Source organism: Pseudomonas sp. Con_6, from assembly GCF_059379395.1.
The window spans coordinates 2,430,331-2,449,371 of sequence record NZ_CM182011.1; the positions used below are offsets into that span (position 1 = coordinate 2,430,331).

The window sequence follows — 19,041 nt, forward strand, 5'->3', positions numbered from 1 at the left end:
CGTATTCAATGGTCAACTGGCCCGGTGAATCCCCACACCGACCGCGGCGCAATCAGGAATTTTTGGCAGTCAGTGCCGTCACGACCTGCTCCACCCCAGCCTTCAACCCTGCAACGCTATCTACCGCATCGGTATCCACCACCACCAGCCTGGCCCCGCTTGCCGCGATAACATCCGCAACGGCCTTGGGCGGCTGCTTGTGATGCAGCACCAGCGCCACGTCCTGTCCCTTCAGCTCTTCGTCCAGGTGTTTGAGCTGCTCTTCGCTCCATTTGTCATCCAGTACCTGCGGATGGTCCACCAGGTCCAGGTTCAACCCGCCAATCAGGTAGCCCAGGCGATCCGACAGGTTCATCACGCTGAGATTATCCACCTCGGCCAGCTTCGCTTCGCTGCGGGCGCTGAGGTCGAGCAACTGGCGCTTGAGCCCGGCGAGGTTGGCCTGGATCTTCGCCTGGTCGGCCGGCGACAGACGTCCCAGGTCGTTGGCCAGCACGTCGGCCATGCGTCCCAGGTTGGTCGGGTTCAACCAGGGGTAGCCGGCGATCACGTTGTCGCCCTGGGCGGCGATGCCCGGTAACGCGCCGTCCACCGGCCGCGCGGCATCGATCTCGATAATGCGGATGTTGGTCCGGCGCGCCACCGGGTATAGCGGGTCGTCGCTCCAGATCGAACGCAGGTCGATCACTGCGTCGGCCTTGCCCGCCGCCTTCTGCAGGCTGGCCGCGCCACGACCGCTGAAGTACGAGGGCTGGCGGCTCGCCGGAAGGTTCTCCGGGGCGGCGCGCACCAGCTTCACCGAGGTGCCGTCCAGCAGCAGGCTGCCAAGGCCGTAGGTCACCGGCAGCGAGGCTAGCACGGTAATGCCGGCGGCCTGTTGCGCAGCGGCTTTCGCGGCCGGTGCGGCGTGGGCGGCGAGGGGCAGGCCGGCCAGCAGCAGGGCCAGGCTCAGGTGTTTGAGGGTCGGGTTCATGCCGGGTTTCCTTGCAGGCGTGGAACCAGGCCGCGAGCCAGCGCGGCGAGGGCGAAGAAGCTGCCGGCGACCAGGATGATCGCAGCCCCGGAAGGCACCGGCAGGTCGAAGACGATCGGCAGGAGAATGCCGATCAGGGTGCTGAAGGTGGCGATGAGCACCGAGGTGAAGAAGAAGCCCTTGAGCGACTGGCTGACCAGCCGCGCCGCTGCCGCCGGGATCACCAGCAGGGCGCCGACCAGGATCGCGCCGATGACCTTCACCGCCGCCACGGTGACCAGGGTTACCAGCACCACGAACAGGTAGTCGAGGCTCTTCACTGCCACCCCGCGCACCGCCGCCAGTTGCGGGTTGAAGCTGGCCAGCATGATGCGGTTGTACAGCGGCAGAGCCAGGCCGAGCACCAAGGCGCCTACGATGCCCAGCACCACCAGGTCATGGCCGCTGACCGTGAGCACCGAGCCGAACAGCACGTTCTCGAGGATATGCACGTTGATCTTGCCGGCCAGCATCAGTAGCAGGCTCGCGCCCAATGCCAGGGACACCGACAGGAACACGCCGATCAAGGTATCCGGCGATAGTCCGGTGCGGTTGCGCAGGTAGTTGAGCAGAATGCCGAATAGCAGGCAGTAGCCGAACAGGCTGCCGTAGGGGCCGGTGTAGGGCTCGCCGAGGAGGATGCCGATGGCCACGCCGGTCAGCGCGGCATGGCCCACCGCCTCGGAGAAGAAGGCGAAACGCTTGACCACCACCAGGGTACCGAGGCCGCCGAGCACCGGGCCGATCATCAGCCCGGCGAGCAGGGCGTTGACCACGAAACCATAGGCCAGGGCCTCGGGCAGGTAGCCGGAGGCGGCCCAGCCCTGGATCAGCAGGCGGAATTCTTCGTAGTTCATCACAGGCTCTCGCTGCGCGGGTGGATGGAGAACAGGCCGAGCAGACGCTCGGGGGTCAGCGCTTCCTTCGGCGGTGCGTCGAACAGTACCCGCCGGCTCAGGCCGGTGACCCGATCGGCCAGGCGCGCTACGGCCTGCAGGTCGTGCTCGATCCACAGCACCGTGGTCCCGGCCCGGCGCCATTCGCCGAGCAGGCGTTCGAACACCTGGATGCCGGCCTCGTCCAGAGCCGACATGGGTTCGTCCAGCACCAGCAGTTGCGGTGCCGGGATCAGGCCCTGGGCCAGCAGCACGCGCTGGCGCTCACCGCCGGACAGGGCGCCCATGCGTCGCTTGCGCTTGTCGAGCATGCCCACGCGGTCCAGCGCCGCGTCGATGGCCGGGCTGACCCGGCGCGACAGGCCGAGGAACGCCGGGGTGCGCTGGCACATGGCGGCCATGAAATCGTCGACGGTCATTGGCAGGCCACGGTCGAATTCAAGAGCCTGGGGCACGTAGCCGATCACCTGGCGTTCATCCGGCCATCCCAGGGCCAGGCGGCCCTGGTGCGGCATCTGCCCGAGCAGGGTCTTGATCAGCGAGCTCTTGCCACCGCCATTGGGGCCGACGATGGCATGCACGCTGCCGGCGGCGACCTTGAAACTGACCTGGTCGAGGATGCGCGTGCGGCCCAGGGTCAGGTCGATGCCGGCGAAGTCGATGGACGGGCCGCAGGGCGCGGCGACCACGGGTTCGGCGACGGTCATGCCTGGTTCTCCTTGATCGCGCGGACCACGGTGTCGAGGTTGCGCTTCATTTCTACCTCGTATTTCTCCTTGGTGTATTCGCCGTAGGAAATGTGGGTCAGCGGGTACAGCCTGACCCCGGCCTCACGCTGGATGGTGTCGACGTAGGCGGACGGGAAGTCCATTTCCGAGAAGATCACCTTCACGTTCAACGCATGCAACTGGTCGATGGTCTTCTTCAACTGCGCCGGGCTCGGCTCGATGCCGTGGGCCGGCTCCACCACCGCGGTGACTTCCAGGCCGAACTCGCGCACCAGGTAGTCGTAGGCGGCATGGATGGTGGCCACCTTGAACGACGGGTTCGGTGCCTCGGTCAACTGCGCCAGGGCGTCGGCGCGCAGCTTGCGCAGGCGCTTGGCGTAGTCGCGGGCGTTCTGGCTGTAGTACCTGGCATTGTCCGGATCGAGTTTGCCCAGCTCGCGGGCGATGTTGTTGATCTGCGCGATGCTGGCGCTGATCGACAGGAAGGTGTGGGGGTTGACCACCTTGCCGGCACCACGGGCGGCGATGCCGGTGGCGGCCAGCAGCGGTACGTTGGCATTGGATTCGATGGTGGCGATGTTCGGTTTCTCGCTGGCGGCGATCATGCGGTCGGCGAAATCGTCGTGGCCGACGCCGTTGAGCACCACCACGTCCAGCGAGCCGATGCGTTTGATGTCCTCGGCGCGTGGCTCGTAGGCATGGGGGTTGAAGCCGGCCGGGATCAGCGGCACCACCTCGGCGCGGTCGCCGACGATATTGCTGACGTAGCTGTAGTAGGGGTGCAGGGTGATGCCAATGCGCAGTGGCTTGCCGTTTTCGGCGAGGGCCAGGGCGGGCAGGGCGAGGGCGACGAACAGGCTGAGGACACGGACGAAAGCGGAGCGGAGCATGGGCATTCCTTGCGGGTCAGTGCTGATGCTGGCGGGTGACACCGGCGTCGTAGTGGGCGGCGATCTGCTTCCAGCCGGCGGCCTGCAGGACGCCGGCGGTCAGTTCGGCGGGGAGCTCGGGCTGGGCGTCACGGCTGAGCCAGACATCGGCGACACCGTCCTGCGCCTCGGGGATCAGCAGGACGAAGCTGCCGGCGGTCTGCGGCTGCGGGCTGAGGCCGACATAGGCTGCGGCGACCTGGCGCCACTGGTGTGCGCCGCGTGCCACGCTGCTGGCATCGGCGACGAAGGGCGCGAAGCCTTCCTCGGCCAGCAGCTCGACGCTGGCCAGGCCGGGCTCTTCGGCACGGCGTGCCTGGATCTCGTCGAAGGCCACCCGCAGGTCGGTGTAGATACCCTGTTCGGCGGCGTTGAGGTCGCGGCGGGCGTCGATCTGGTGGGCTTCGACCCGGGTCTCTTCCTCGTGCCCACCGCGCAGGCTGACTACTGTGGCGGCCAGCACCAGGATCAGCAGGGCCACCAGCGCCACATACAGGGTTTCATGCCCGGCGCCGGCCGGGCGCACCACCTGGACCCGGCTCATGGTTCACCGATGTCGGCGTGGTCGATTTCCACGACGTGGCCGGGACCGGCGTCGAACAGCACGTAGAACTCGCCGGCGGGACGCTTGAAGGTCAGGGTCGAGTCGGCGCCGAGCTTGCCCGGGACCAGCACGCTCTCGTCGTAGCCGATCACGTCGAGGGTCACTCCCGGCGCGCCGCTGCCGTCGGAGAAACCGCCGGTGCACTTGATCTGGTCGCCGTCCATCGGCTCGCACTGGCACATCGGGTTGTGCGCCAGGGCCGGACCGGCCAGGCACAGCAGGAACAGGGGCAGGGCCAGCCTGCCAACACCAGGTTTCATCGTTTGCCTCCTTGTTTGTCGAGCCAGGCCAGGGTCGCGGGGGATGCCTTGGCCAGCGGGACCGCGGCCTGCTGCATGCTGCCGTCCCAGCCTTCGAGGGTGATCCACAGCTCGGCGTCGGCGCGGGTGCGCTCGGGTACCGGCAGGCTGGTGCTCATGCGGTACGGGGTGCCGAAGAAGATAGTGCCGGCGGCGCGCAGGCTGCGCGGCTTGCCGATGCGCAGGTAGGCGGCCTTGACCTCGCCGACGCAGGTCTGGCACAGGGCCATGTTGAAACTCTTGAAGTAGCCGGCCGGACCGTCCGGACGCGGCGCTTCATCGCGCAGTTCGGCGAGGCTGACGCTCCACGGGCCGACCTGGATGTTTTCCATGGCATTGGCGCCGAGGCCGCTGTCGCCGCGGAACAGCTTCTGGTCGGCGAAATACTTGGGCATGAAGCCCAACGGAATCAGCAGCAGCAACACGTTCAGATGGAAGCGCCACTTCAGCCAGAACTGCCTGAGTGGCGAAGGGGTGATGATGGCGGCCTGGCTCATGGCTGCACCTCCGGGGCGGGTTGTGGGGTGGCCTTGCGTACGCGCGGCGGTTTGTCCGCACGCTTCAGCGCGGCGGCGGTGGCCTGGGCGGTGCGTTTGGTCCAGATCAGCAGGCCGCTCAAGACCATCATCGACAGCACCAGGCCGAAGAAGGCCCAGATCAGCTTGATCGCCAGGCCGCCGAAATCACCGGTGTGCAGCGGCCGCATGGATTCGGTGACGAATTCCAGGGCCGAGCGGTCGGCAAGCAGGAAGGAGGCGTCGATCTTGCTGGTGTACGGGTTGACGTTGACCGTCTGGAACATCAGCGGGTACCAGCTGCGCCCACCCAGGTAGAGGTGGGCATAGGCGTTGCCGGGCATCACCACGAAGTTCACGTCGAGCCCGGGCACCTGGCGGGTGGCGATGCGCGTGGCCTCGTCGACGTCGATGCGCGCAGCCGGGACGCTGGTCTCCGAACGCGGCACGTCCTCGCGGGAGATGCCGGGGATCACCGGTTCCGTGGAAAGGGTGACGTGGTTGTCAGCCAGGATCGCCTGGATCAGGAACCAGGTGCCGGTGATGGAGATCACCGCGATGAACCAGATCGACCAGATACCGCTGAGGCGGTGGAAGTCGCCCCAGAAGATCCGCGCGCCGTGGTTGAAGCGCAGGGTCGGCTTGAAGAAGCCTTTCCAGAAGCGCTTGTACACCACCAGGCCCGTGACCAGCGAGGCCAGCATCGGCAGGCCGAGCAGCGACACCAGGTACCAGCCCCAGCTGTAGCCGTTGGTGAAGGGCACCAGCCACCAGCCGTGCAGGGCCCGGGTGAAACCTTCGAAGTTGAAGTCCGGCTGCTTGCCCTGGATCGCCCCGGTGTACGGGTTGACATAGAGAATAGGCGCGGTGCCGTCGGGGTAGGTCACGGCGACGTTGAGGGCGAAGTGCGAGCCGTCGGGTTGGCTGATATAGCGCACGGCCATGTCCGGCTCGGCCTTGTGCAGGGCGTCGAGCACCTGCTGGAAGCTCAGGCGTTCGGCGTCGTCCTCGGGCTGGCTGGCGCGCACCTCGGGGTTGGCCAGCCAGACGATTTCCTGGCTGACCACGGCGAGGGTGCCGGTGACGCAGACGATCAGCACGAAGAACCAGACGGGCAGGGCGAGCCAGCTGTGGACCAGGAACCACAACCGGGATTTGGACTTTTTCGCTTGTTGGGCCATTTGCATCAGTCTTTGTTGTAAAAGGTGGGGGCGAGCGGACCCTCGAAAAAGAGGGGCCGAGCCAACGCTCAACCTGAGGGCTGCACTAGTAAGGACGGATGAGATTGCGAAACCCGTCAGAGCATTTGTAAGAAAATGCTTCAGTGGCGGGTTTCCATGCTCTTCCGGCAGTGCCGGGGGGACTGATGTGCTGACTGTGTTTCTCCTCCATTGGGATGGTCGGCGCGGCGGCCCGCCCTGTGGCAGCCCAGGTTTCCTGTCAGAGCTCGCGGATCACCCGGAACCCGATCCAGTCGCCACGGGTGCTCGGGTACAGATTGTTGCGGTTCCCCGAGCGCGAGAAGATCGGCGCCTCGCCCCAGTCGTTGCCGCGGATCTGCACCACCTTGCAGTCCGCCTCCATCCACGCGCTGCCGTCGCTCGGTGCGCCGACATAACTGTCGTGATGACAGTCGGCGACCCACTCGTAGACGTTGCCGTGCATGTCGTACACGCCAAAGGCATTGGCCGGATAGCTGCCCACCGGAGAGGTGAAGCTGTAGCCGTCCTTCGGTCCGTAGACGTTGGCGTGCTGGCTGATCTCGTATTCCGCGTCCGGGTCCAGCGGGAACGGGAAGGGCCCGCTGCTGCCGGCACGGGCGGCGTATTCGCGCTGGGCTTCGCTGACCATGGCGTAGCGCTTGCCGGTCTTTTTCGACAGCCAGGCCACATAGGCCTCGACATCGTGGTAGTCCATGCACACCGCCGGCTGCCGCAGGCCCTGCTTGTAGCGCGGCTTGCTGGCCTTGCACTCGCGGCCCGGACGGGTGTCGCCGTCGGCGATCTTCACCCCGGATTCGCGAATATAGGCATCCCATTCCCCGGCCGTGACCTGGAAACGGCTGATGGCGAACGGTTTGGCGAAGGTCACTTCATGCAGCGGGCCTTCGTCCGGCTGGCGACCCATCTCGTCGTCCGGGGTGCCCATCATGAAGCTGCCGGCCGGCAGCACGACCATTTCCGGGCAACTGGTCTTGCAATCGCGGAAAACCGCGCCGGGTTTCTGTTCGGCAGCGCCAGCGGACAGGCTGGTGGCCGCCAGCAGCGCGGCAAGGGTCAGTCGGGGGAGGGTAAGCGTCATCGCAAGGCCTTCTTTCAGAGTTTCTTGATCAGCAGGGCCATGGCCCGATCGATTTCCTGCTCGTCGTTGAGCAGGCCCGGGGCAAGGCGGATCACCGGACCGACATCACGGTTCACCGCGTCCGACATCACCTTGTTGTCCACCAGGTACGCGGCGATGGCGTCCGGGTCGCGGTCCTTGATGCGGAAGAAGGTGAAACCTGCGGAGAACTCGCTGCTGCGCGGGGTCACCAGCTGGATCTGCTTGTGCTCCAGCAGGCGTTCCTTGAGCCGGTCGTTGAGCTGGTGGATGCGCGACTGGACGTCGGCCTTGCCCAGTTGCAGGTGCAGTTCGAAGGCCTTGCCCATGGCCCAGCGGTGCTCGAAGGCGTGGTATCCGCCAGGGGTCATGATGGTGGCGAAGTCCTCATCCTGGGAGAACGTGGCGAAGGTCGGGGTCAGCGGGCCCATCTGCTCCGAGGCGGCGCAGATGATCCCGGTGCCGCGCGGACCGAACATCCACTTGTGTACCCCGGAAATGAAGTAGTCGCAGTTGAAGTCGGCGAAGGTGCGGTTGTCGACGCCGAAGCCGTGCACGCCGTCGACCACGTAGAGGATGCGGTGCGCCTCATCACGGTCGCGGTTGTGCCGGCGGACGAGCTCGCCGATCTCGCCCACCGGCAACTTCACGCCGCTGCCGGAGTGCACCCAGGTCATGCCGAGTACCCGGGTGTTGGGGCGGATGGCCTGATCGATGGTGGTCAGCACCTGGTCCTTCGAAATTTCCCACGGCTTGTCGAACAGGCGCAGCTTGCGCACCTGGGTACCTTGGTGGCGGCTCCGGAAGGCCAGGGTCTTGTGGGTGGAATAGTGCTCGTGGACAGTGGTGAGGATTTCCTGGTCGGCGGCCACCTGCAGGCCGCCGTAGATCATGCCCAGCCCCTCGGTGGTGCTGCCGGTCAGGGCGACCTGCCGCGGCCGCACGTCCAGGTAACGCGCGGCCCACTCGCGGACCTCGCCCTCGCGTTTCCATTCGTACTGGCTTTCCCAGTCCATCAGCGCCGCCGGGTTGCGGTCGAGGTCGTGGCGGTAGCGGTCGATGGCGTCCTGTACCGGGCGCGGGTGGGCGGTGATGAGGAAGTTGGCGAAATGCGCAGTGTCGCGCTCCAGGGGGAACAGGTCGCGCAGCTGGCGCCACTTGTCCGCGCCTTTGAATGGCATGGCGCTGGCGCTCGGTGCGACGGTTTCGGCGGCGTTGGCCAGGGAGCCGGCCAGCGGCAGACCGGCACCAAGAATGGCGGCCTGCTTGAGAAAGGTACGGCGGTCGGTCATGGCGCAGGCGATCCGGTGTTGGACGTGAGGGCGGCGACAGGGCGGGCGCTCTTCTGCACCTGTTCCCAGACCCGCAGGAAGTTGCCACCCCACAGCTTGGCGATATCCGCCTCGCTGTAGCCGCGGGTCAGCAGCTCGGCAGTGATGTTGCGGATCTCGCTGACATCCTTCCAGCCGGCCAGGCCGCCGCCGTCGTTGAAGTCGGAGGCGATGCCGACATGGTCGATGCCGATCTTCTTCACCGCGTAGTCGATGGCGTCGCCGAACTCCTTGAGGCCGGCCTTGGGCTCCTGGTCGACGATGCCGTAGAGGTTGCTGGCGTAGTCGCCGAAGCGCTTTTCCGGCCAGATGGCGATCACCGCATCGCCGGGCATCAAGGCGTTGGCCAGGCCGTTCAGGGGTTGCAGGTCGAAGCGCGTGCGCAGGGCTTCGAGCTTGTCCAGGGTCGGCTTGCTCAGCGGCCGCAGGTAGGTGGGGAAGCCGACGATCTGCACCACACCGCCGCTGTCCTTGATCAGTTGCAGTTCCTTGTCGCTGAGGTTGCGCGGTATATCCACCAGCGCCCGTGGCGCCGAGTGCGAGGCCACCAACGGCGCGCGGCTGAGCTCGGCGACCTGTTCCAGGGCCAGGGTCGACATCTGCGACACGTCGATGATCACCCCGAGGTCGTTGAGCCGGCCTACCGCCTGCTTGCCGATGGGCGCCAGGCCGCCGAGGGCATCGGCGGTGTCGTTGAAGAACGGCAGCGGCCGCGACGAGTCGGACCACGGATTGTTGCCCACGTAGTTGAAGCCGAACATGCGCATGCCGCGAGCAGTCCACAGGTCCAGTTGGGACAGGTCGTCGCCCAGCGGGTAGGCGTTGAGCATGCTGATGAAGATGGCGAACTTGCCTTCGCCGTGCAGGCGACGGAAATCGTCCGGGGTGTAGGCGATGCCGACCTGGTTAGGGAAGTCGCGGACCATGCCGGTGATGATCTTGTAGCGCACTTCCTGCTGCTGTCGGGCCTCGTCGACGAAGCCGGCGGTGGGGCGGTGCGGGGCGTTGGGGCCGTTCCACAGTTCCGGCCAGCCGAAGATGGTCAGTGCCGCGCCAGACAGGCGCCCGTGTCCGGCCTTGACCAGGTCGAACTGACCCGGGCCGTCCTTGTCCGCCTCGCGCCCGGCGGTGCCGAAGTCCAGGGGCACGGTGATGTGGCTGTCGAAGGAAATCATGTGCTCGTGCAGGGCATTGGCCTGCTCGACGATCTTGCGCGGGTAGCCGGCGTCGTTCTTCCAGTACAGCCAGCCGCCGACAGCGGCGCCGATGCCGAGCACCAGGGCCAGCGGCAGGCCGATGTACAGGGCTTTGCGGGAGCGGGGTTTGGTCATTGCCATCTCGGTCGCGATTCAGGTGGGCGGTGGTCGGGTGTCAGGGGAAGGACGAAGAGAGCAGCGGGAAATTTATGCGGGAACGACAAATGTCTTGGCGCTGACAGAGACCCCGTGGGAGCTGGTGGCCCGTAAGAATGGTTTAAAGGTTTTTTTGTAAAGGCCGATGACCTGTTCGGATCTCTTATTTCAGGACGCTTTCTCTCATGGCCGATTACCTCAAAGCCCTGGCATCCAACCTCTCGGTTGCCGGCACTGTCAGCAATGTCACCAGCAAGACCAATGTCACCTCCGATCCTTCGGCGGTGGCGCAAGGCCAGGTGCGTGGCGACCTGTCCGCCGTGCGCAGTGGTGGCGGCGCAGCGCCCACTTCCTCGGAGAAGCAGGCCGAGTCGGGCTCCAGCGAATCTGCGGAAGTGAAGCTGCTTCGCGAACAGGTCAAGGAACTGCAGAAGCAACTGGCCGCGCGGCAGAAAGAGCTGCAGCAGGCCATGGCCAGCGATCAGGAAGATACCGTCAAGCAGACCCGCGTAGCCGCTGCCCAGGCGGCGGTCGCGGCGGTCACCGGCCAACTGCTGCAGGCCAACGCGGCGCTGCTGGCGGCGCTGACCGATGCGGGCGACAGCAGCGCGGGCAACACCGTCAACACTACCGCCTGAGTCGTACAGGCGAAAAAAAGGCCCGGCTTTCATGCCGGGCCTTTTCGTTTGTCCGTGGTGCTCCTGAAAACTCAGTCCTGCGGCCGGTTCTGGCTACGCTCGGCCTTGTAGCGCGCCGCTACCGCCGGCGCCGGCTTGGTCGCGCCGGTCTCCAGCCACTGGCGCATGCGCGAGGCATCGGCGAAGTGGGTGTACTTGCCGAAGGCATCGAGGATCACCATCGCCACCGGACGGTTGTCCATCCTGGTCAGCAGCACCAGGCAGTGTCCGGCATCGTTGGTGAAGCCGGTCTTGGTCAGCTTGATATCCCAGTTCGGCTTGTTCACCAGGTGGTCGGTGTTGCGAAAGCCCAGAGTGTAGTTGGGCTTGCGGAAGGCCACGGTCTTCTCGCGGGTGGTGCTCAACTCGCTCAGCAACGGGTAGTTGCGTGCGGCCAGCAGCAGCTTGGTCAGGTCGCGGGCGGTGGAGACGTTGCTCGGCGACAGGCCGGTCGGCTCGACATAGCGGGTGCTGTTCATGCCCAGCGCCTTGGCCTTGGCGTTCATTGCCTTGATGAACGCGCCGTAGCCGCCCGGGTAGTGGTGGGCCAGGGTCGCAGCGGCGCGGTTTTCCGAGGACATCAGGGTGATCAGCAGGGTCTCGCGGCGGCTCAGTTCGCTACCCAGGCGCACGCGGGAATAGACGCCCTTCATTTCCTTGGTCTGGGCGATGGTCATGGTCAGCATCTCGTCCATCGACTGCTTGGCGTCGAGCACCACCATGGCGGTCATCAGCTTGGTCACCGAAGCGATCGGGCGGACCATGTCCGGATGGCTGGAATAGAGCACCTGGTTTGTCTGCAGGTCGACCAGCATGGCGCTGCCGGAGGCCAGGTGGAGCTTGGCCGGGTCACGCTGGACCTGGGGGGCTGGTTGGGCAACGGCGGTGGACGTGACGCCGACGGTGCCAGTGAGCAACAACAGCAGACTGAGAATCGAAAGAGAGGTTTTCACGTAGGTGCTCACTAAAAGAGGGTATGTCGTTGGCAATACAAGGATTTTTATTTTTCTAAGCGTGACATTGTGGAGTATGGCCCAGAGGCTGTCGATTGCCGTCCGGGCCTTAGTTCGAATATGAATAATCTTTAATCGCCTTGGGCCTCGCCAGCCTAAAGGCGTCTGCGCATTCTGTACTGTCGCGAGGCAATCTTTCTGAACTTGTGGTTCATGTTTCCCCTCCCTTGCATAGATAGCCAACAGGTCATGCAGGGGATGAACAGCCATGGGTCGAATGCCGGATGCAGGCGAAGTTGCCGCCAGCCCTGCCGTGAGGGCCAATAGTTTCGAATCGGTTTATTTCGAACTGCTGCGAGGCGAAGTCGACGACAGCGAACACTGGCTGGCGGCGCAGTTGCGCCGGGCCGAGTCGCTGGTGGACGATCTTCCGGGGACCCCGGGCCAGCTTGCCGACTGGATGGCCGCGCGTACCGCCAGCGTGGCGCGGCAGTACGCCGACTACCTGGCGGAGCGCCGCAGCGCAGCGCCACGGCGCATGTTCAGCAATAGAGCCCACGCCTTGTATTTCCTGCAGCAGGTCACCCCGACCAAGCTTGTCGACGGCGCCTGGCTGCACGGCGTGCTGCGTCATTGGGACGACCCGCGCTACCACGGTCTGATCCGCACCTACCTGGAAGAACTCGGCGACGGCGACCCGGCCTGCAACCACGTGGTGATCTTCCGCCGCCTGCTGAGCGAGCTGGGCTGTCACGAAGTATTGCCCCTGGCCGATGAGCGCTATCTGCAAGGTGCGGTGCAGTTGGCACTGGGTTTCAATACCGAACGTTTTCTTCCGGAAGTGCTGGGCTACAACCTGGGCTACGAACAACTGCCGCTGCACTTGCTGATCAGTTGCCACGAACTGGAAGAGCTGGGCTTCGACCCGCATTACTTCCGCCTCCACGTGACGATCGACAATGCCTGCACCGGCCACGCCAACAAGGCTCTGGAGGCGGTATGCCGGTACTGGCCGGAACAGGGCGGCGAACGCTTCTGCAAGCGCCTGGCTCGGGGCTATCGTCTGAACGACCTGGGTGCAGGTTCGATGGATATCGCCGCTGGCTTCGATCTGGAAAGCGAGCTGCTGGCGGCCTTGGAGCGCAAGCGTGCCTTCGCCCGCCACCTGCATTCCGACCGCTGCCGCTTCGATGGCCGCACGGTGAACGAATGGCTGTCGGCGCCGGGCAGTTTTCCCGCGTTCCTTGAAGTGCTGCAGCGCCAGCGCTGGATCCTGCGCGAGCGCGATCCCGCCGAAAGCCGTTTCTGGCAGTTGGTGGAAGGGCCGCAGGCGGCGATGTTCGGGGTCTTCAGCCCTTATGAAAAGCAATTGCTGCATGACTGGATCGCCGGGGACTGGGCGCCAGCGAAACGCCGCCCGCTGCCGCTGACCTTCCCCGACATTGCGTTGCCGTCATTGGCCGCCGACCTGTCCATCAGTCAACTGATCGAGCAGATGGCCGGCAACCGCCATGCCACGCCGGCCGGCCTCGCGGCCACCCGTCGCTACCTGCAACTGACCGGCCTGAAGGGGGGCCATTGCCCATGCAACTGACCGACCAGCAACGCCAGACCGACGAGGCCCTGTTGCACCTGGGGCGGCGCCTGCATGCCGATGGCTACCGTTTCACCTGCGTCACGCCCTTGACTCAGCAGCGCTACCAGGCCCGCGCCGGCAAGCGGGCGGCGCCGACCCTGCGCGATGTGTTCGGCTGGAACCTGCCCTTCGAGGAGTCGTTGCTGTCGCCGGACGAACTGCAACACATGCGCGAGGCCGGCATCGTCCGTCCCCATGACGGCCGCCTGCAGAGCCAGGTGCGCTGGTCCAGCATCGACGGCCTGCTGCTGGTGCATTCGAGTTATCCCACCGAGACCGCCGATGCGGTGTTCTTCGGTCCGGACAGCTATCGCTTCGCCCGGGTTATCGAGGACCATCTGCGGCATGTCGGCACACCGATCGAGCACGCAGTGGAAATCGGCTGCGGCACCGGCATCGGCGCCTTGCTGATTGCCCGGGCCCGGCCCCATGCCCAGGTCAGCGCCCTCGACATCAATCCGCTCGCCCTGCGCTATGCCGCGGTCAACGTGGCCCTGGCCGAACTGGGTAATGTTTCGGTGGAATACAGCGATGTGCTGGATGGCATCACCGGCACCTTCGACCTGATCGTCTCCAACCCGCCCTATATGCTCGACGCCCGCCGACGCACCTATCGCCACGGTGGCGGCCAGCTCGGCGAAGGCCTGGCGTTGCGCATGCTGCGTGAATCCCTCGAGCGCCTGAGCATCGGCGGCAGCCTGCTGCTGTACACCGGCGTGGCCGTGGTCGATGGCCAGGACGGTTTTCTCGACAGCGTGCGCGGGGTCTTGCATGGCGAACGCTGGGCTTGGTTTTACGAGGAACTGGACCCGGATGTGTTCGGCGAGCAGTTGCAGGAGCCTGGCTACGAGCGGGTCGAGCGCATCGCCGCGGTGGCTCTTACCGTGACCCGGCGGGCCTGAGCATGGGCCAGGCCTGCACCTTCGGCATCGAGGAAGAGTACCTGCTGGTCGACCTGGACAGCGGCCGCCTGCTGGACGATCCACCGCCGCCGGTGCTGGCGGTCTGCCGCGAGGTCCTCGGCGAGCACTTCGCCCAGGAAATGTTCCGCAGTCAGATCGAACTGGTGTCTCCGGTATTGGACAGCATGGTCCAGGCCCGGGACTTCTTCGCCGGGCGCCGCGAGCGCCTGGCGTTGCAGTTGGAGAACCTCGGCGTCGGCCTGCTGAACGCCGCCAGCCACCCGCTGGGCGGCTGGAACAGCCAGCGCCCGGCGGCGCAGGCGCATTTTCGCCAGTTGTTCGAGGACTATCGCCAAGTGGCGCGGCACAGCGTGGTCTGCGGCCTGCATGTGCATGTCGGCATACCCGAGGGCATCGACCGTATTGCCGTGAGTAACCGGGTGCGTGGCTGGTTGCCGCTGCTGTTGCTGCTCAGCGCCTCGTCGCCGTTCTGGGAAGGCCAGGACAGCGGCTATTGCAGTTATCGCCGGGTGCTGTGCGGGGAATGGCCACGCATGGGGCTGCCGGAACCGCTGGCCGACTGGGCCGACTATGAGCGTTACCTGGCATTCCTGCACGACAGCGGCTCGCTGCGCCCGGACAGCGATTGCTGGTGGGCGCTGCGCCCGTCCTCGAGCTTTCCGACCCTGGAACTGCGCATCAGCGACGCCTGCCCGCGGCTGGAGGATGCCCTGTGCATCGCCGCGCTGTTTCGCCAGATGGTCGAGTGGGCCGTGGCGCAGCCAGGTCCTTGTCCGCCGCCTGACGCGCCGAAGCTCTGGTGTGAGCAGGAAAACTACTGGCGCGCCATGCGCTTCGGTCGTCGCGGGCAGTACCTGGACGAACACGGCGGCTCGCGGACCGCCCGGCAGTGGCTGGACGAAACCGCCAACCGCCTGCAACCGGCCTCGGACGAAGCGCGCCAGGCCTTTGCCCAAGCCGCTTCGATCCTGCTGTTCGGCACCAGTGCCGATCGCCAGCTGACCACCTTTGCCCTGGCCCGGCAGAGCGGCGCGAGCCAGCCGCAGGCGCTGCGCCTGGTGCTGGAGCAGTTGCTGGAGGAAAGCGCCGGCCAATAAAAAGCCCCGCCATGAAGGCGGGGCAAGGGGAGGTGTGCGGAGCAACGCACAAGGGAAAGACGGTCGAGTCAGGCCTGGAACGATTCCTGCGCGATATCCCGTGCGCGGGCTTCGGCATCAGGGAGCGAAGTGATCGGGCCGCCGATCTTTTCGCCATCGCGGACCAGGTACCAGCAAACCAGCAGACCGACGTCCCGCAAGGCGGGTGGGACTGCGCTGCCGACAACGGACATGATGTTGATCGTGGCCATGGTGATTACTCCAGTTGCTGAACTCATGGCTCGTACCTTAATCGTCGATGCGGGCAGCGAGAAATCAGTGTTCTCAATAGTCGTCATTGATGAAACCAACTACCAGCGCGGGGGCCCGTAGTAGACCGGTGGCGGGCCGTAGTAACGGCGATAGTGCGGCGGTGGGGCCGGCACATAGCGTTCGACGACCGGGTACGGCTGGTAATAGACCACCGGGGCGGGCGGCGGTTGGTAGTACACCGGCGCCGGAGGCGGCGGCGGGTAATAGGCTGGTTGCTCGACGACCACGGTACGGTCGCGACCGCCAGACACCGCAGCACCGACCACGGCACCCACGACAGCCGCGCCGATCACCGGACCCGGTCCCCAGCCACCACCATGGGCGGAGGCTTGTCCGGACAGGGCCATGGCGCCGATCAGCAGGGCGACACCGGGGATAAAACGGTTCATGTTGACTCCTTGCAGGGCATAACACCGCCCGTGGAACGGGTCGGGGATACCACTATGACCGCTATTTCAAAAGGTTTCGCCGGGGTGCTTGGTAAAGGTTTTGTAAGGGCCGATAAGCGGTCGGCATACTGTCGTCTTTCGTGGTTTCCAGGAGTCCGTGATGACCCCCAGCAAAGACACCGTCCTGTGCATGTCCCTTGCCGGGCGCCCCGGTACCTTCGGTGTGCGCTTCCACAATCACCTGTATGAGCAGTTGGGGCTGGATTACTACTACAAGGCCATGACCACCCCGGACCTGCCGTCGGCGATCGGCGGGATTCGTGCCCTGGGCATTCGCGGTTGCGGGGTGTCGATGCCGTACAAGGAAGCCAGCATCGCGCTGGTGGATGAGCTGGATCCGTCGGTGGCGGCCATCGATTCCTTGAATACCATCGTCAATACCGATGGGCACCTGAAGGCTTACAACACCGACTACATGGCAGTGCGCCAGTTGATCGAGCAGCATGGGCTGGATCCGGCGCAGCGCTTTGCCTTGCGCGGCAGCGGCGGGATGGCCAAGGCGGTGGCCTGTGCGTTTCGCGATGCCGGGTTTGACCAGGGCACCATCGTCGCCCGTAACGAGGAAGCAGGCCGGCGACTGGCGGCGAACTGTGGTTATGAGTGGCGGGCGGCGCTGGGCGAGTTGCGTCCGGCCTTGCTGGTAAACGTCACGCCGATCGGCATGGCCGGCGGGGCCGAGGCGCAGCAGCTGGCGTTTGCCGAAGAGGCGATCGACGCGGCGCGGACGGTATTCGACGTGGTGGCGATGCCGGCACGTACGCCGTTGATCGTGGCGGCCGAGGTGTGCGGCAAGCAGGTGATTACCGGGCTGGAGGTGATTGCCTTGCAGGCGCTGGAGCAGTTCGTGCTGTATACCGGGGTGAGGCCGAGCCGGGAGCAGGTGGAGCGGGCGGTGGCCTTTGCCCGGGGATAGATCTGCGGTGTTCTCTCGGGCCTCATCGCGGGTAACGCCCGCTCCCACAAGGATCGCGTACACCGCCGAACCCTGTGGGAGCGGGCGTTGCCCGCGATGAGGTCTTGAAGGTCACTCCTGTTCCAAGCGAGCCAAACGCTCTTCCAGCGCCGCGATCCTGGCCTCCAGCGCCTCGATCCGCTCCGCCGACACCCCGCTGGCCACCCGCTCCGGCCCTTGCTGGCGCGCACTCAGGATCGCTTCGATCTCTTCCGGATCACCCAGCGCATGGGTATAGCGATCCTCCCGCTGTCCGGCCTGGCGCGGCAGGTGCAGGGCCAGATCGCGAGCAATCAAGCGTTCCAGCTGGTGCAGTACCTCGTCGGTATCGCTGAATTCATGCATGCGCTGACTACGGGTCAGCAGTTCGTTCAGGGTCTGCGGCCCGCGCAGGAACATCAGCCCCATCAGGATCAACTGCGCCGGCACCAGCTCCAGCGCCTTGTCCACCCGCTGTTCCCAGCGGTCGGCGCGGCTGCCCATCTGCAGGCGCACCAGGCCCTGGCCTTCCAGGTTGCGCAGGCTCTGGCCGATCTGGCCCTGGGTCAGGTTCATCACCGGCTCGCGGCTGGTCTTCTGGTTGCACGCCAGCATCAGCGCGTTGAGCGTCAGGGGATAGGTTTCCGGGTTGCTCGCCTGTTTCTCGATCAGCGAGCCGAGAATGCGGACTTCGGCAGGGGTGAAGCGGACGGCGGAGGTTTCGTGATCGGCGGACATGGCCCTGTCTCGATACAAGGAAAGGGCCACTAGCCTAGGTGCGCAACGGGGGAAAACACAAGCGACCGATGGCTTTGCGCCATCGGTCGCGGTGCGATCAGGCGCGGCGTTCCTCTGCCTGGCAGGCCGCTGCGGTGAACAGCACGTCGGTGGAGGAGTTCAGCGCAGTTTCCGCCGAATCCTGCAGCACGCCGATGATGAAGCCCACGGCCACCACCTGCATGGCGACTTCGCTGGGGATGCCGAACAGGCTGCAGGCCAGCGGGATCAGCAGCAACGAACCGCCGGCCACGCCGGAGGCGCCACAGGCACAGACGGCAGCGACGACGCTGAGCAGGATCGCGGTTGGCAGGTCGACGGCGATGCCCAGAGTATGCACGGCGGCCAGGGTCAGCACGGTGATGGTGATCGCAGCACCGGCCATATTGATGGTAGCGCCCAGCGGGATCGAGACCGAATAGGTGTCTTCGTGCAGGCCGAGCTTTTCGCTCAGGGCCAGGTTGACCGGGATGTTGGCTGCCGAGCTGCGGGTGAAGAACGCGGTGATGCCGCTCTCGCGCAGGCACAGCAGGGTCAGCGGGAACGGGTTGCGGCGGATCTTCCACCAGACGATCAGCGGGTTCATCACCAGGGCCACGAACAGCATGCAGCCGATCAGTACCAGCAGCAGGTGCAGGTAGCCGAGCAGAGCATCGAGGCCGGATTCGGCCAGGGTCGCGGCCACCAGGCCGAAGATACCCAGCGGGGCGAAGCGGATCACCACGCGCACGATCAGGGTCACGCCGTTGGACAGGTCTTCCAGCACGGTGCGGGTGGTTTCGCCGGCATGGCGCACGGCGACGCCCAGACCGATGGCCCAGGCCAGGATACCGATGAAGTTGCCGTTCATCAGGGCCTTGACCGGATTGTCGACCACGCTCAGCAACAGACCTTGAAGCACTTCACCGATACCGCCCGGCGCACTCATCTGCGCGTCGCCGGTGTTCAGCACCAGTTCCGACGGGAACAGCATGCTCGCCACCACCGCGACCACCGCTGCGCCGAAGGTGCCGAACAGGTACAGCACGAGGATCGGGCGGATATGGGTTTCCTGGCCGTGCTTGTGGTTGGCGATCGAGGCCATCACCAGGATGAACACCAGGATCGGTGCCACGGCCTTCAGCGCGCTGACGAACAGCTTGCCGATGAAGGCCAGGCTGGCCGCAGCCTGGGGGGCCACCAGGGCCAGGGTGATGCCGGCCACCAGGCCGATCAGGATTTGCACCACCAGGCTGGTGCGCTCGAGCAGTTTCAAAAGGGGCATCATGTGCGAATTTTCTCGGATCTTGTGCGCGGATGTA

21 protein-coding genes are annotated in these 19,041 nt (G+C 65.5%); 5 read left to right on the top strand and 16 right to left on the bottom strand.

The genetic code is table 11. The annotated features are described in order from the left end of the window. Positions 1 to 52: 52 nt before the first annotated feature. From AC5QPF_RS10855 to pvdM, 11 genes are all read right to left on the bottom strand, one after another. Positions 53 to 973, bottom strand: a complete 921-nt coding sequence (locus tag AC5QPF_RS10855; protein ID WP_494963217.1) for a metal ABC transporter solute-binding protein, Zn/Mn family — start codon at positions 971 to 973, stop codon at positions 53 to 55. Continuing rightward, entirely contained in the window at positions 970 to 1,869 is a 900-nt protein-coding gene (locus AC5QPF_RS10860) for a metal ABC transporter permease (protein ID WP_458976103.1), read from the bottom strand. The genes AC5QPF_RS10855 and AC5QPF_RS10860 overlap by 4 nt, the downstream gene beginning before the upstream one ends. After that, positions 1,869 to 2,615: an ATP-binding cassette domain-containing protein gene (locus AC5QPF_RS10865; protein ID WP_494963218.1), complete on the bottom strand. Its 747-nt coding sequence runs from the start codon at positions 2,613 to 2,615 to the stop codon at positions 1,869 to 1,871. Before AC5QPF_RS10865 ends, AC5QPF_RS10860 begins: the two co-directional genes overlap by 1 nt. After that, a complete protein-coding gene (locus AC5QPF_RS10870) occupies positions 2,612 to 3,526 on the bottom strand; it encodes a metal ABC transporter solute-binding protein, Zn/Mn family (RefSeq protein WP_494963219.1) in 915 nt (304 codons plus the stop codon). Before AC5QPF_RS10870 ends, AC5QPF_RS10865 begins: the two co-directional genes overlap by 4 nt. 16 nt (positions 3,527 to 3,542) lie before the next feature. Then, positions 3,543 to 4,109, bottom strand: a complete 567-nt coding sequence (locus AC5QPF_RS10875) for a DUF6162 family protein (protein ID WP_494963220.1) — start codon at positions 4,107 to 4,109, stop codon at positions 3,543 to 3,545. Next, the gene (locus AC5QPF_RS10880) at positions 4,106 to 4,429 is read right to left on the bottom strand and encodes a hypothetical protein (RefSeq protein ID WP_494963221.1); all 324 of its coding nucleotides are present in this window, start codon (positions 4,427 to 4,429) and stop codon (positions 4,106 to 4,108) included. Before AC5QPF_RS10880 ends, AC5QPF_RS10875 begins: the two co-directional genes overlap by 4 nt. Beyond that, positions 4,426 to 4,965, bottom strand: coding sequence for a PA2404 family protein (locus tag AC5QPF_RS10885; protein ID WP_494963222.1), 540 nt, complete (start codon positions 4,963 to 4,965; stop codon positions 4,426 to 4,428). Before AC5QPF_RS10885 ends, AC5QPF_RS10880 begins: the two co-directional genes overlap by 4 nt. Further along, positions 4,962 to 6,164, bottom strand: a complete 1,203-nt coding sequence (locus tag AC5QPF_RS10890) for a PepSY domain-containing protein (protein WP_494963223.1) — start codon at positions 6,162 to 6,164, stop codon at positions 4,962 to 4,964. Before AC5QPF_RS10890 ends, AC5QPF_RS10885 begins: the two co-directional genes overlap by 4 nt. 259 nt (positions 6,165 to 6,423) lie before the next feature. After that, a complete protein-coding gene (gene pvdO / locus AC5QPF_RS10895) occupies positions 6,424 to 7,284 on the bottom strand; it encodes a dihydropyoverdine dehydrogenase (protein WP_494963224.1) in 861 nt (286 codons plus the stop codon). Between the two features lie 14 nt (positions 7,285 to 7,298). Next, positions 7,299 to 8,594 carry a pyoverdine-tailoring periplasmic protein PvdN gene (gene pvdN, locus AC5QPF_RS10900; protein WP_494963225.1) on the bottom strand — a complete coding sequence of 432 codons (1,296 nt, stop codon included), beginning with the start codon at positions 8,592 to 8,594 and terminating at the stop codon, positions 7,299 to 7,301. Next, positions 8,591 to 9,964, bottom strand: a complete 1,374-nt coding sequence (gene pvdM / locus AC5QPF_RS10905) for a pyoverdine-tailoring dipeptidase-like protein PvdM (RefSeq protein WP_494963226.1) — start codon at positions 9,962 to 9,964, stop codon at positions 8,591 to 8,593. The genes pvdN and pvdM overlap by 4 nt, the downstream gene beginning before the upstream one ends. Before the next feature lie 206 nt (positions 9,965 to 10,170). On the opposite strand from pvdM, the gene AC5QPF_RS10910 reads away from it, so the two are divergent. Next, the gene (locus AC5QPF_RS10910; protein WP_494963227.1) at positions 10,171 to 10,623 is read left to right on the top strand and encodes a hypothetical protein; all 453 of its coding nucleotides are present in this window, start codon (positions 10,171 to 10,173) and stop codon (positions 10,621 to 10,623) included. A 71-nt stretch (positions 10,624 to 10,694) separates the two neighbouring features. On the opposite strand, the gene pbpG is transcribed toward AC5QPF_RS10910, so the two are convergent. Beyond that, positions 10,695 to 11,615 (bottom strand): D-alanyl-D-alanine endopeptidase, encoded by a 921-nt coding sequence (gene pbpG / locus AC5QPF_RS10915; protein ID WP_494963228.1) that lies wholly within the window; start codon positions 11,613 to 11,615, stop codon positions 10,695 to 10,697. Between the two features lie 277 nt (positions 11,616 to 11,892). On the opposite strand from pbpG, the gene AC5QPF_RS10920 reads away from it, so the two are divergent. Genes AC5QPF_RS10920 through AC5QPF_RS10930 form a run of 3 tightly spaced genes read left to right on the top strand, consistent with a single transcriptional unit; the run spans position 11,893 to position 15,271 of the window. Then, positions 11,893 to 13,209 (top strand): iron-containing redox enzyme family protein, encoded by a 1,317-nt coding sequence (locus AC5QPF_RS10920; protein ID WP_494964155.1) that lies wholly within the window; start codon positions 11,893 to 11,895, stop codon positions 13,207 to 13,209. After that, positions 13,200 to 14,153 carry a methyltransferase gene (locus AC5QPF_RS10925; RefSeq protein WP_494963229.1) on the top strand — a complete coding sequence of 318 codons (954 nt, stop codon included), beginning with the start codon at positions 13,200 to 13,202 and terminating at the stop codon, positions 14,151 to 14,153. The genes AC5QPF_RS10920 and AC5QPF_RS10925 overlap by 10 nt, the downstream gene beginning before the upstream one ends. 2 nt (positions 14,154 to 14,155) lie before the next feature. Next, positions 14,156 to 15,271: a carboxylate-amine ligase gene (locus AC5QPF_RS10930; RefSeq protein ID WP_494963230.1), complete on the top strand. Its 1,116-nt coding sequence runs from the start codon at positions 14,156 to 14,158 to the stop codon at positions 15,269 to 15,271. A 68-nt stretch (positions 15,272 to 15,339) separates the two neighbouring features. Here the strand turns inward: AC5QPF_RS10930 and AC5QPF_RS10935 are convergent, their stop codons facing one another. Next, positions 15,340 to 15,522, bottom strand: a complete 183-nt coding sequence (locus AC5QPF_RS10935; RefSeq protein WP_494963231.1) for a hypothetical protein — start codon at positions 15,520 to 15,522, stop codon at positions 15,340 to 15,342. A gap of 99 nt (positions 15,523 to 15,621) precedes the next feature. Continuing rightward, a complete protein-coding gene (locus AC5QPF_RS10940; RefSeq protein WP_494963232.1) occupies positions 15,622 to 15,972 on the bottom strand; it encodes a hypothetical protein in 351 nt (116 codons plus the stop codon). A gap of 160 nt (positions 15,973 to 16,132) precedes the next feature. Between AC5QPF_RS10940 and AC5QPF_RS10945 the strand changes: the two genes are divergently transcribed. Beyond that, a complete protein-coding gene (locus tag AC5QPF_RS10945; protein ID WP_494963233.1) occupies positions 16,133 to 16,945 on the top strand; it encodes a shikimate 5-dehydrogenase in 813 nt (270 codons plus the stop codon). A gap of 111 nt (positions 16,946 to 17,056) precedes the next feature. Here AC5QPF_RS10945 and AC5QPF_RS10950 read toward each other — a convergent pair whose 3' ends face one another. Together AC5QPF_RS10950 and sstT are read right to left on the bottom strand one after the other, a co-directional pair. Next, positions 17,057 to 17,701: a DUF480 domain-containing protein gene (locus AC5QPF_RS10950; RefSeq protein WP_494963234.1), complete on the bottom strand. Its 645-nt coding sequence runs from the start codon at positions 17,699 to 17,701 to the stop codon at positions 17,057 to 17,059. A gap of 97 nt (positions 17,702 to 17,798) precedes the next feature. Further along, positions 17,799 to 19,007 carry a serine/threonine transporter SstT gene (gene sstT / locus AC5QPF_RS10955; protein ID WP_494963235.1) on the bottom strand — a complete coding sequence of 403 codons (1,209 nt, stop codon included), beginning with the start codon at positions 19,005 to 19,007 and terminating at the stop codon, positions 17,799 to 17,801. Positions 19,008 to 19,041 lie beyond the last annotated feature (34 nt).

Excerpts from the sequence above, each read along its gene's own strand:
- AC5QPF_RS10880 (WP_494963221.1), bottom strand. The coding sequence starts at position 4,429 with ATGAAACCTGGTGTTGGCAGGCTGGCCCTGCCCCTGTTCCTGCTGTGC.
- AC5QPF_RS10950 (WP_494963234.1), bottom strand. The coding sequence starts at position 17,701 with ATGTCCGCCGATCACGAAACCTCCGCCGTCCGCTTCACCCCTGCCGAA.
- pvdM (WP_494963226.1), bottom strand. The coding sequence starts at position 9,964 with ATGACCAAACCCCGCTCCCGCAAAGCCCTGTACATCGGCCTGCCGCTG.
- AC5QPF_RS10925 (WP_494963229.1), top strand. The coding sequence starts at position 13,200 with ATGCAACTGACCGACCAGCAACGCCAGACCGACGAGGCCCTGTTGCAC.
- AC5QPF_RS10875 (WP_494963220.1), bottom strand. The coding sequence starts at position 4,109 with ATGAGCCGGGTCCAGGTGGTGCGCCCGGCCGGCGCCGGGCATGAAACC.
- AC5QPF_RS10860 (WP_458976103.1), bottom strand. The coding sequence starts at position 1,869 with ATGAACTACGAAGAATTCCGCCTGCTGATCCAGGGCTGGGCCGCCTCC.
- AC5QPF_RS10945 (WP_494963233.1), top strand. The coding sequence starts at position 16,133 with ATGACCCCCAGCAAAGACACCGTCCTGTGCATGTCCCTTGCCGGGCGC.
- AC5QPF_RS10920 (WP_494964155.1), top strand. The coding sequence starts at position 11,893 with ATGCCGGATGCAGGCGAAGTTGCCGCCAGCCCTGCCGTGAGGGCCAAT.
- AC5QPF_RS10865 (WP_494963218.1), bottom strand. The coding sequence starts at position 2,615 with ATGACCGTCGCCGAACCCGTGGTCGCCGCGCCCTGCGGCCCGTCCATC.
- AC5QPF_RS10940 (WP_494963232.1), bottom strand. The coding sequence starts at position 15,972 with ATGAACCGTTTTATCCCCGGTGTCGCCCTGCTGATCGGCGCCATGGCC.
- pvdN (WP_494963225.1), bottom strand. The coding sequence starts at position 8,594 with ATGACCGACCGCCGTACCTTTCTCAAGCAGGCCGCCATTCTTGGTGCC.
- AC5QPF_RS10890 (WP_494963223.1), bottom strand. The coding sequence starts at position 6,164 with ATGGCCCAACAAGCGAAAAAGTCCAAATCCCGGTTGTGGTTCCTGGTC.
- AC5QPF_RS10855 (WP_494963217.1), bottom strand. The coding sequence starts at position 973 with ATGAACCCGACCCTCAAACACCTGAGCCTGGCCCTGCTGCTGGCCGGC.
- AC5QPF_RS10910 (WP_494963227.1), top strand. The coding sequence starts at position 10,171 with ATGGCCGATTACCTCAAAGCCCTGGCATCCAACCTCTCGGTTGCCGGC.
- AC5QPF_RS10930 (WP_494963230.1), top strand. The coding sequence starts at position 14,156 with ATGGGCCAGGCCTGCACCTTCGGCATCGAGGAAGAGTACCTGCTGGTC.
- pvdO (WP_494963224.1), bottom strand. The coding sequence starts at position 7,284 with ATGACGCTTACCCTCCCCCGACTGACCCTTGCCGCGCTGCTGGCGGCC.
- sstT (WP_494963235.1), bottom strand. The coding sequence starts at position 19,007 with ATGATGCCCCTTTTGAAACTGCTCGAGCGCACCAGCCTGGTGGTGCAA.
- AC5QPF_RS10885 (WP_494963222.1), bottom strand. The coding sequence starts at position 4,965 with ATGAGCCAGGCCGCCATCATCACCCCTTCGCCACTCAGGCAGTTCTGG.
- AC5QPF_RS10870 (WP_494963219.1), bottom strand. The coding sequence starts at position 3,526 with ATGCTCCGCTCCGCTTTCGTCCGTGTCCTCAGCCTGTTCGTCGCCCTC.
- AC5QPF_RS10935 (WP_494963231.1), bottom strand. The coding sequence starts at position 15,522 with ATGGCCACGATCAACATCATGTCCGTTGTCGGCAGCGCAGTCCCACCC.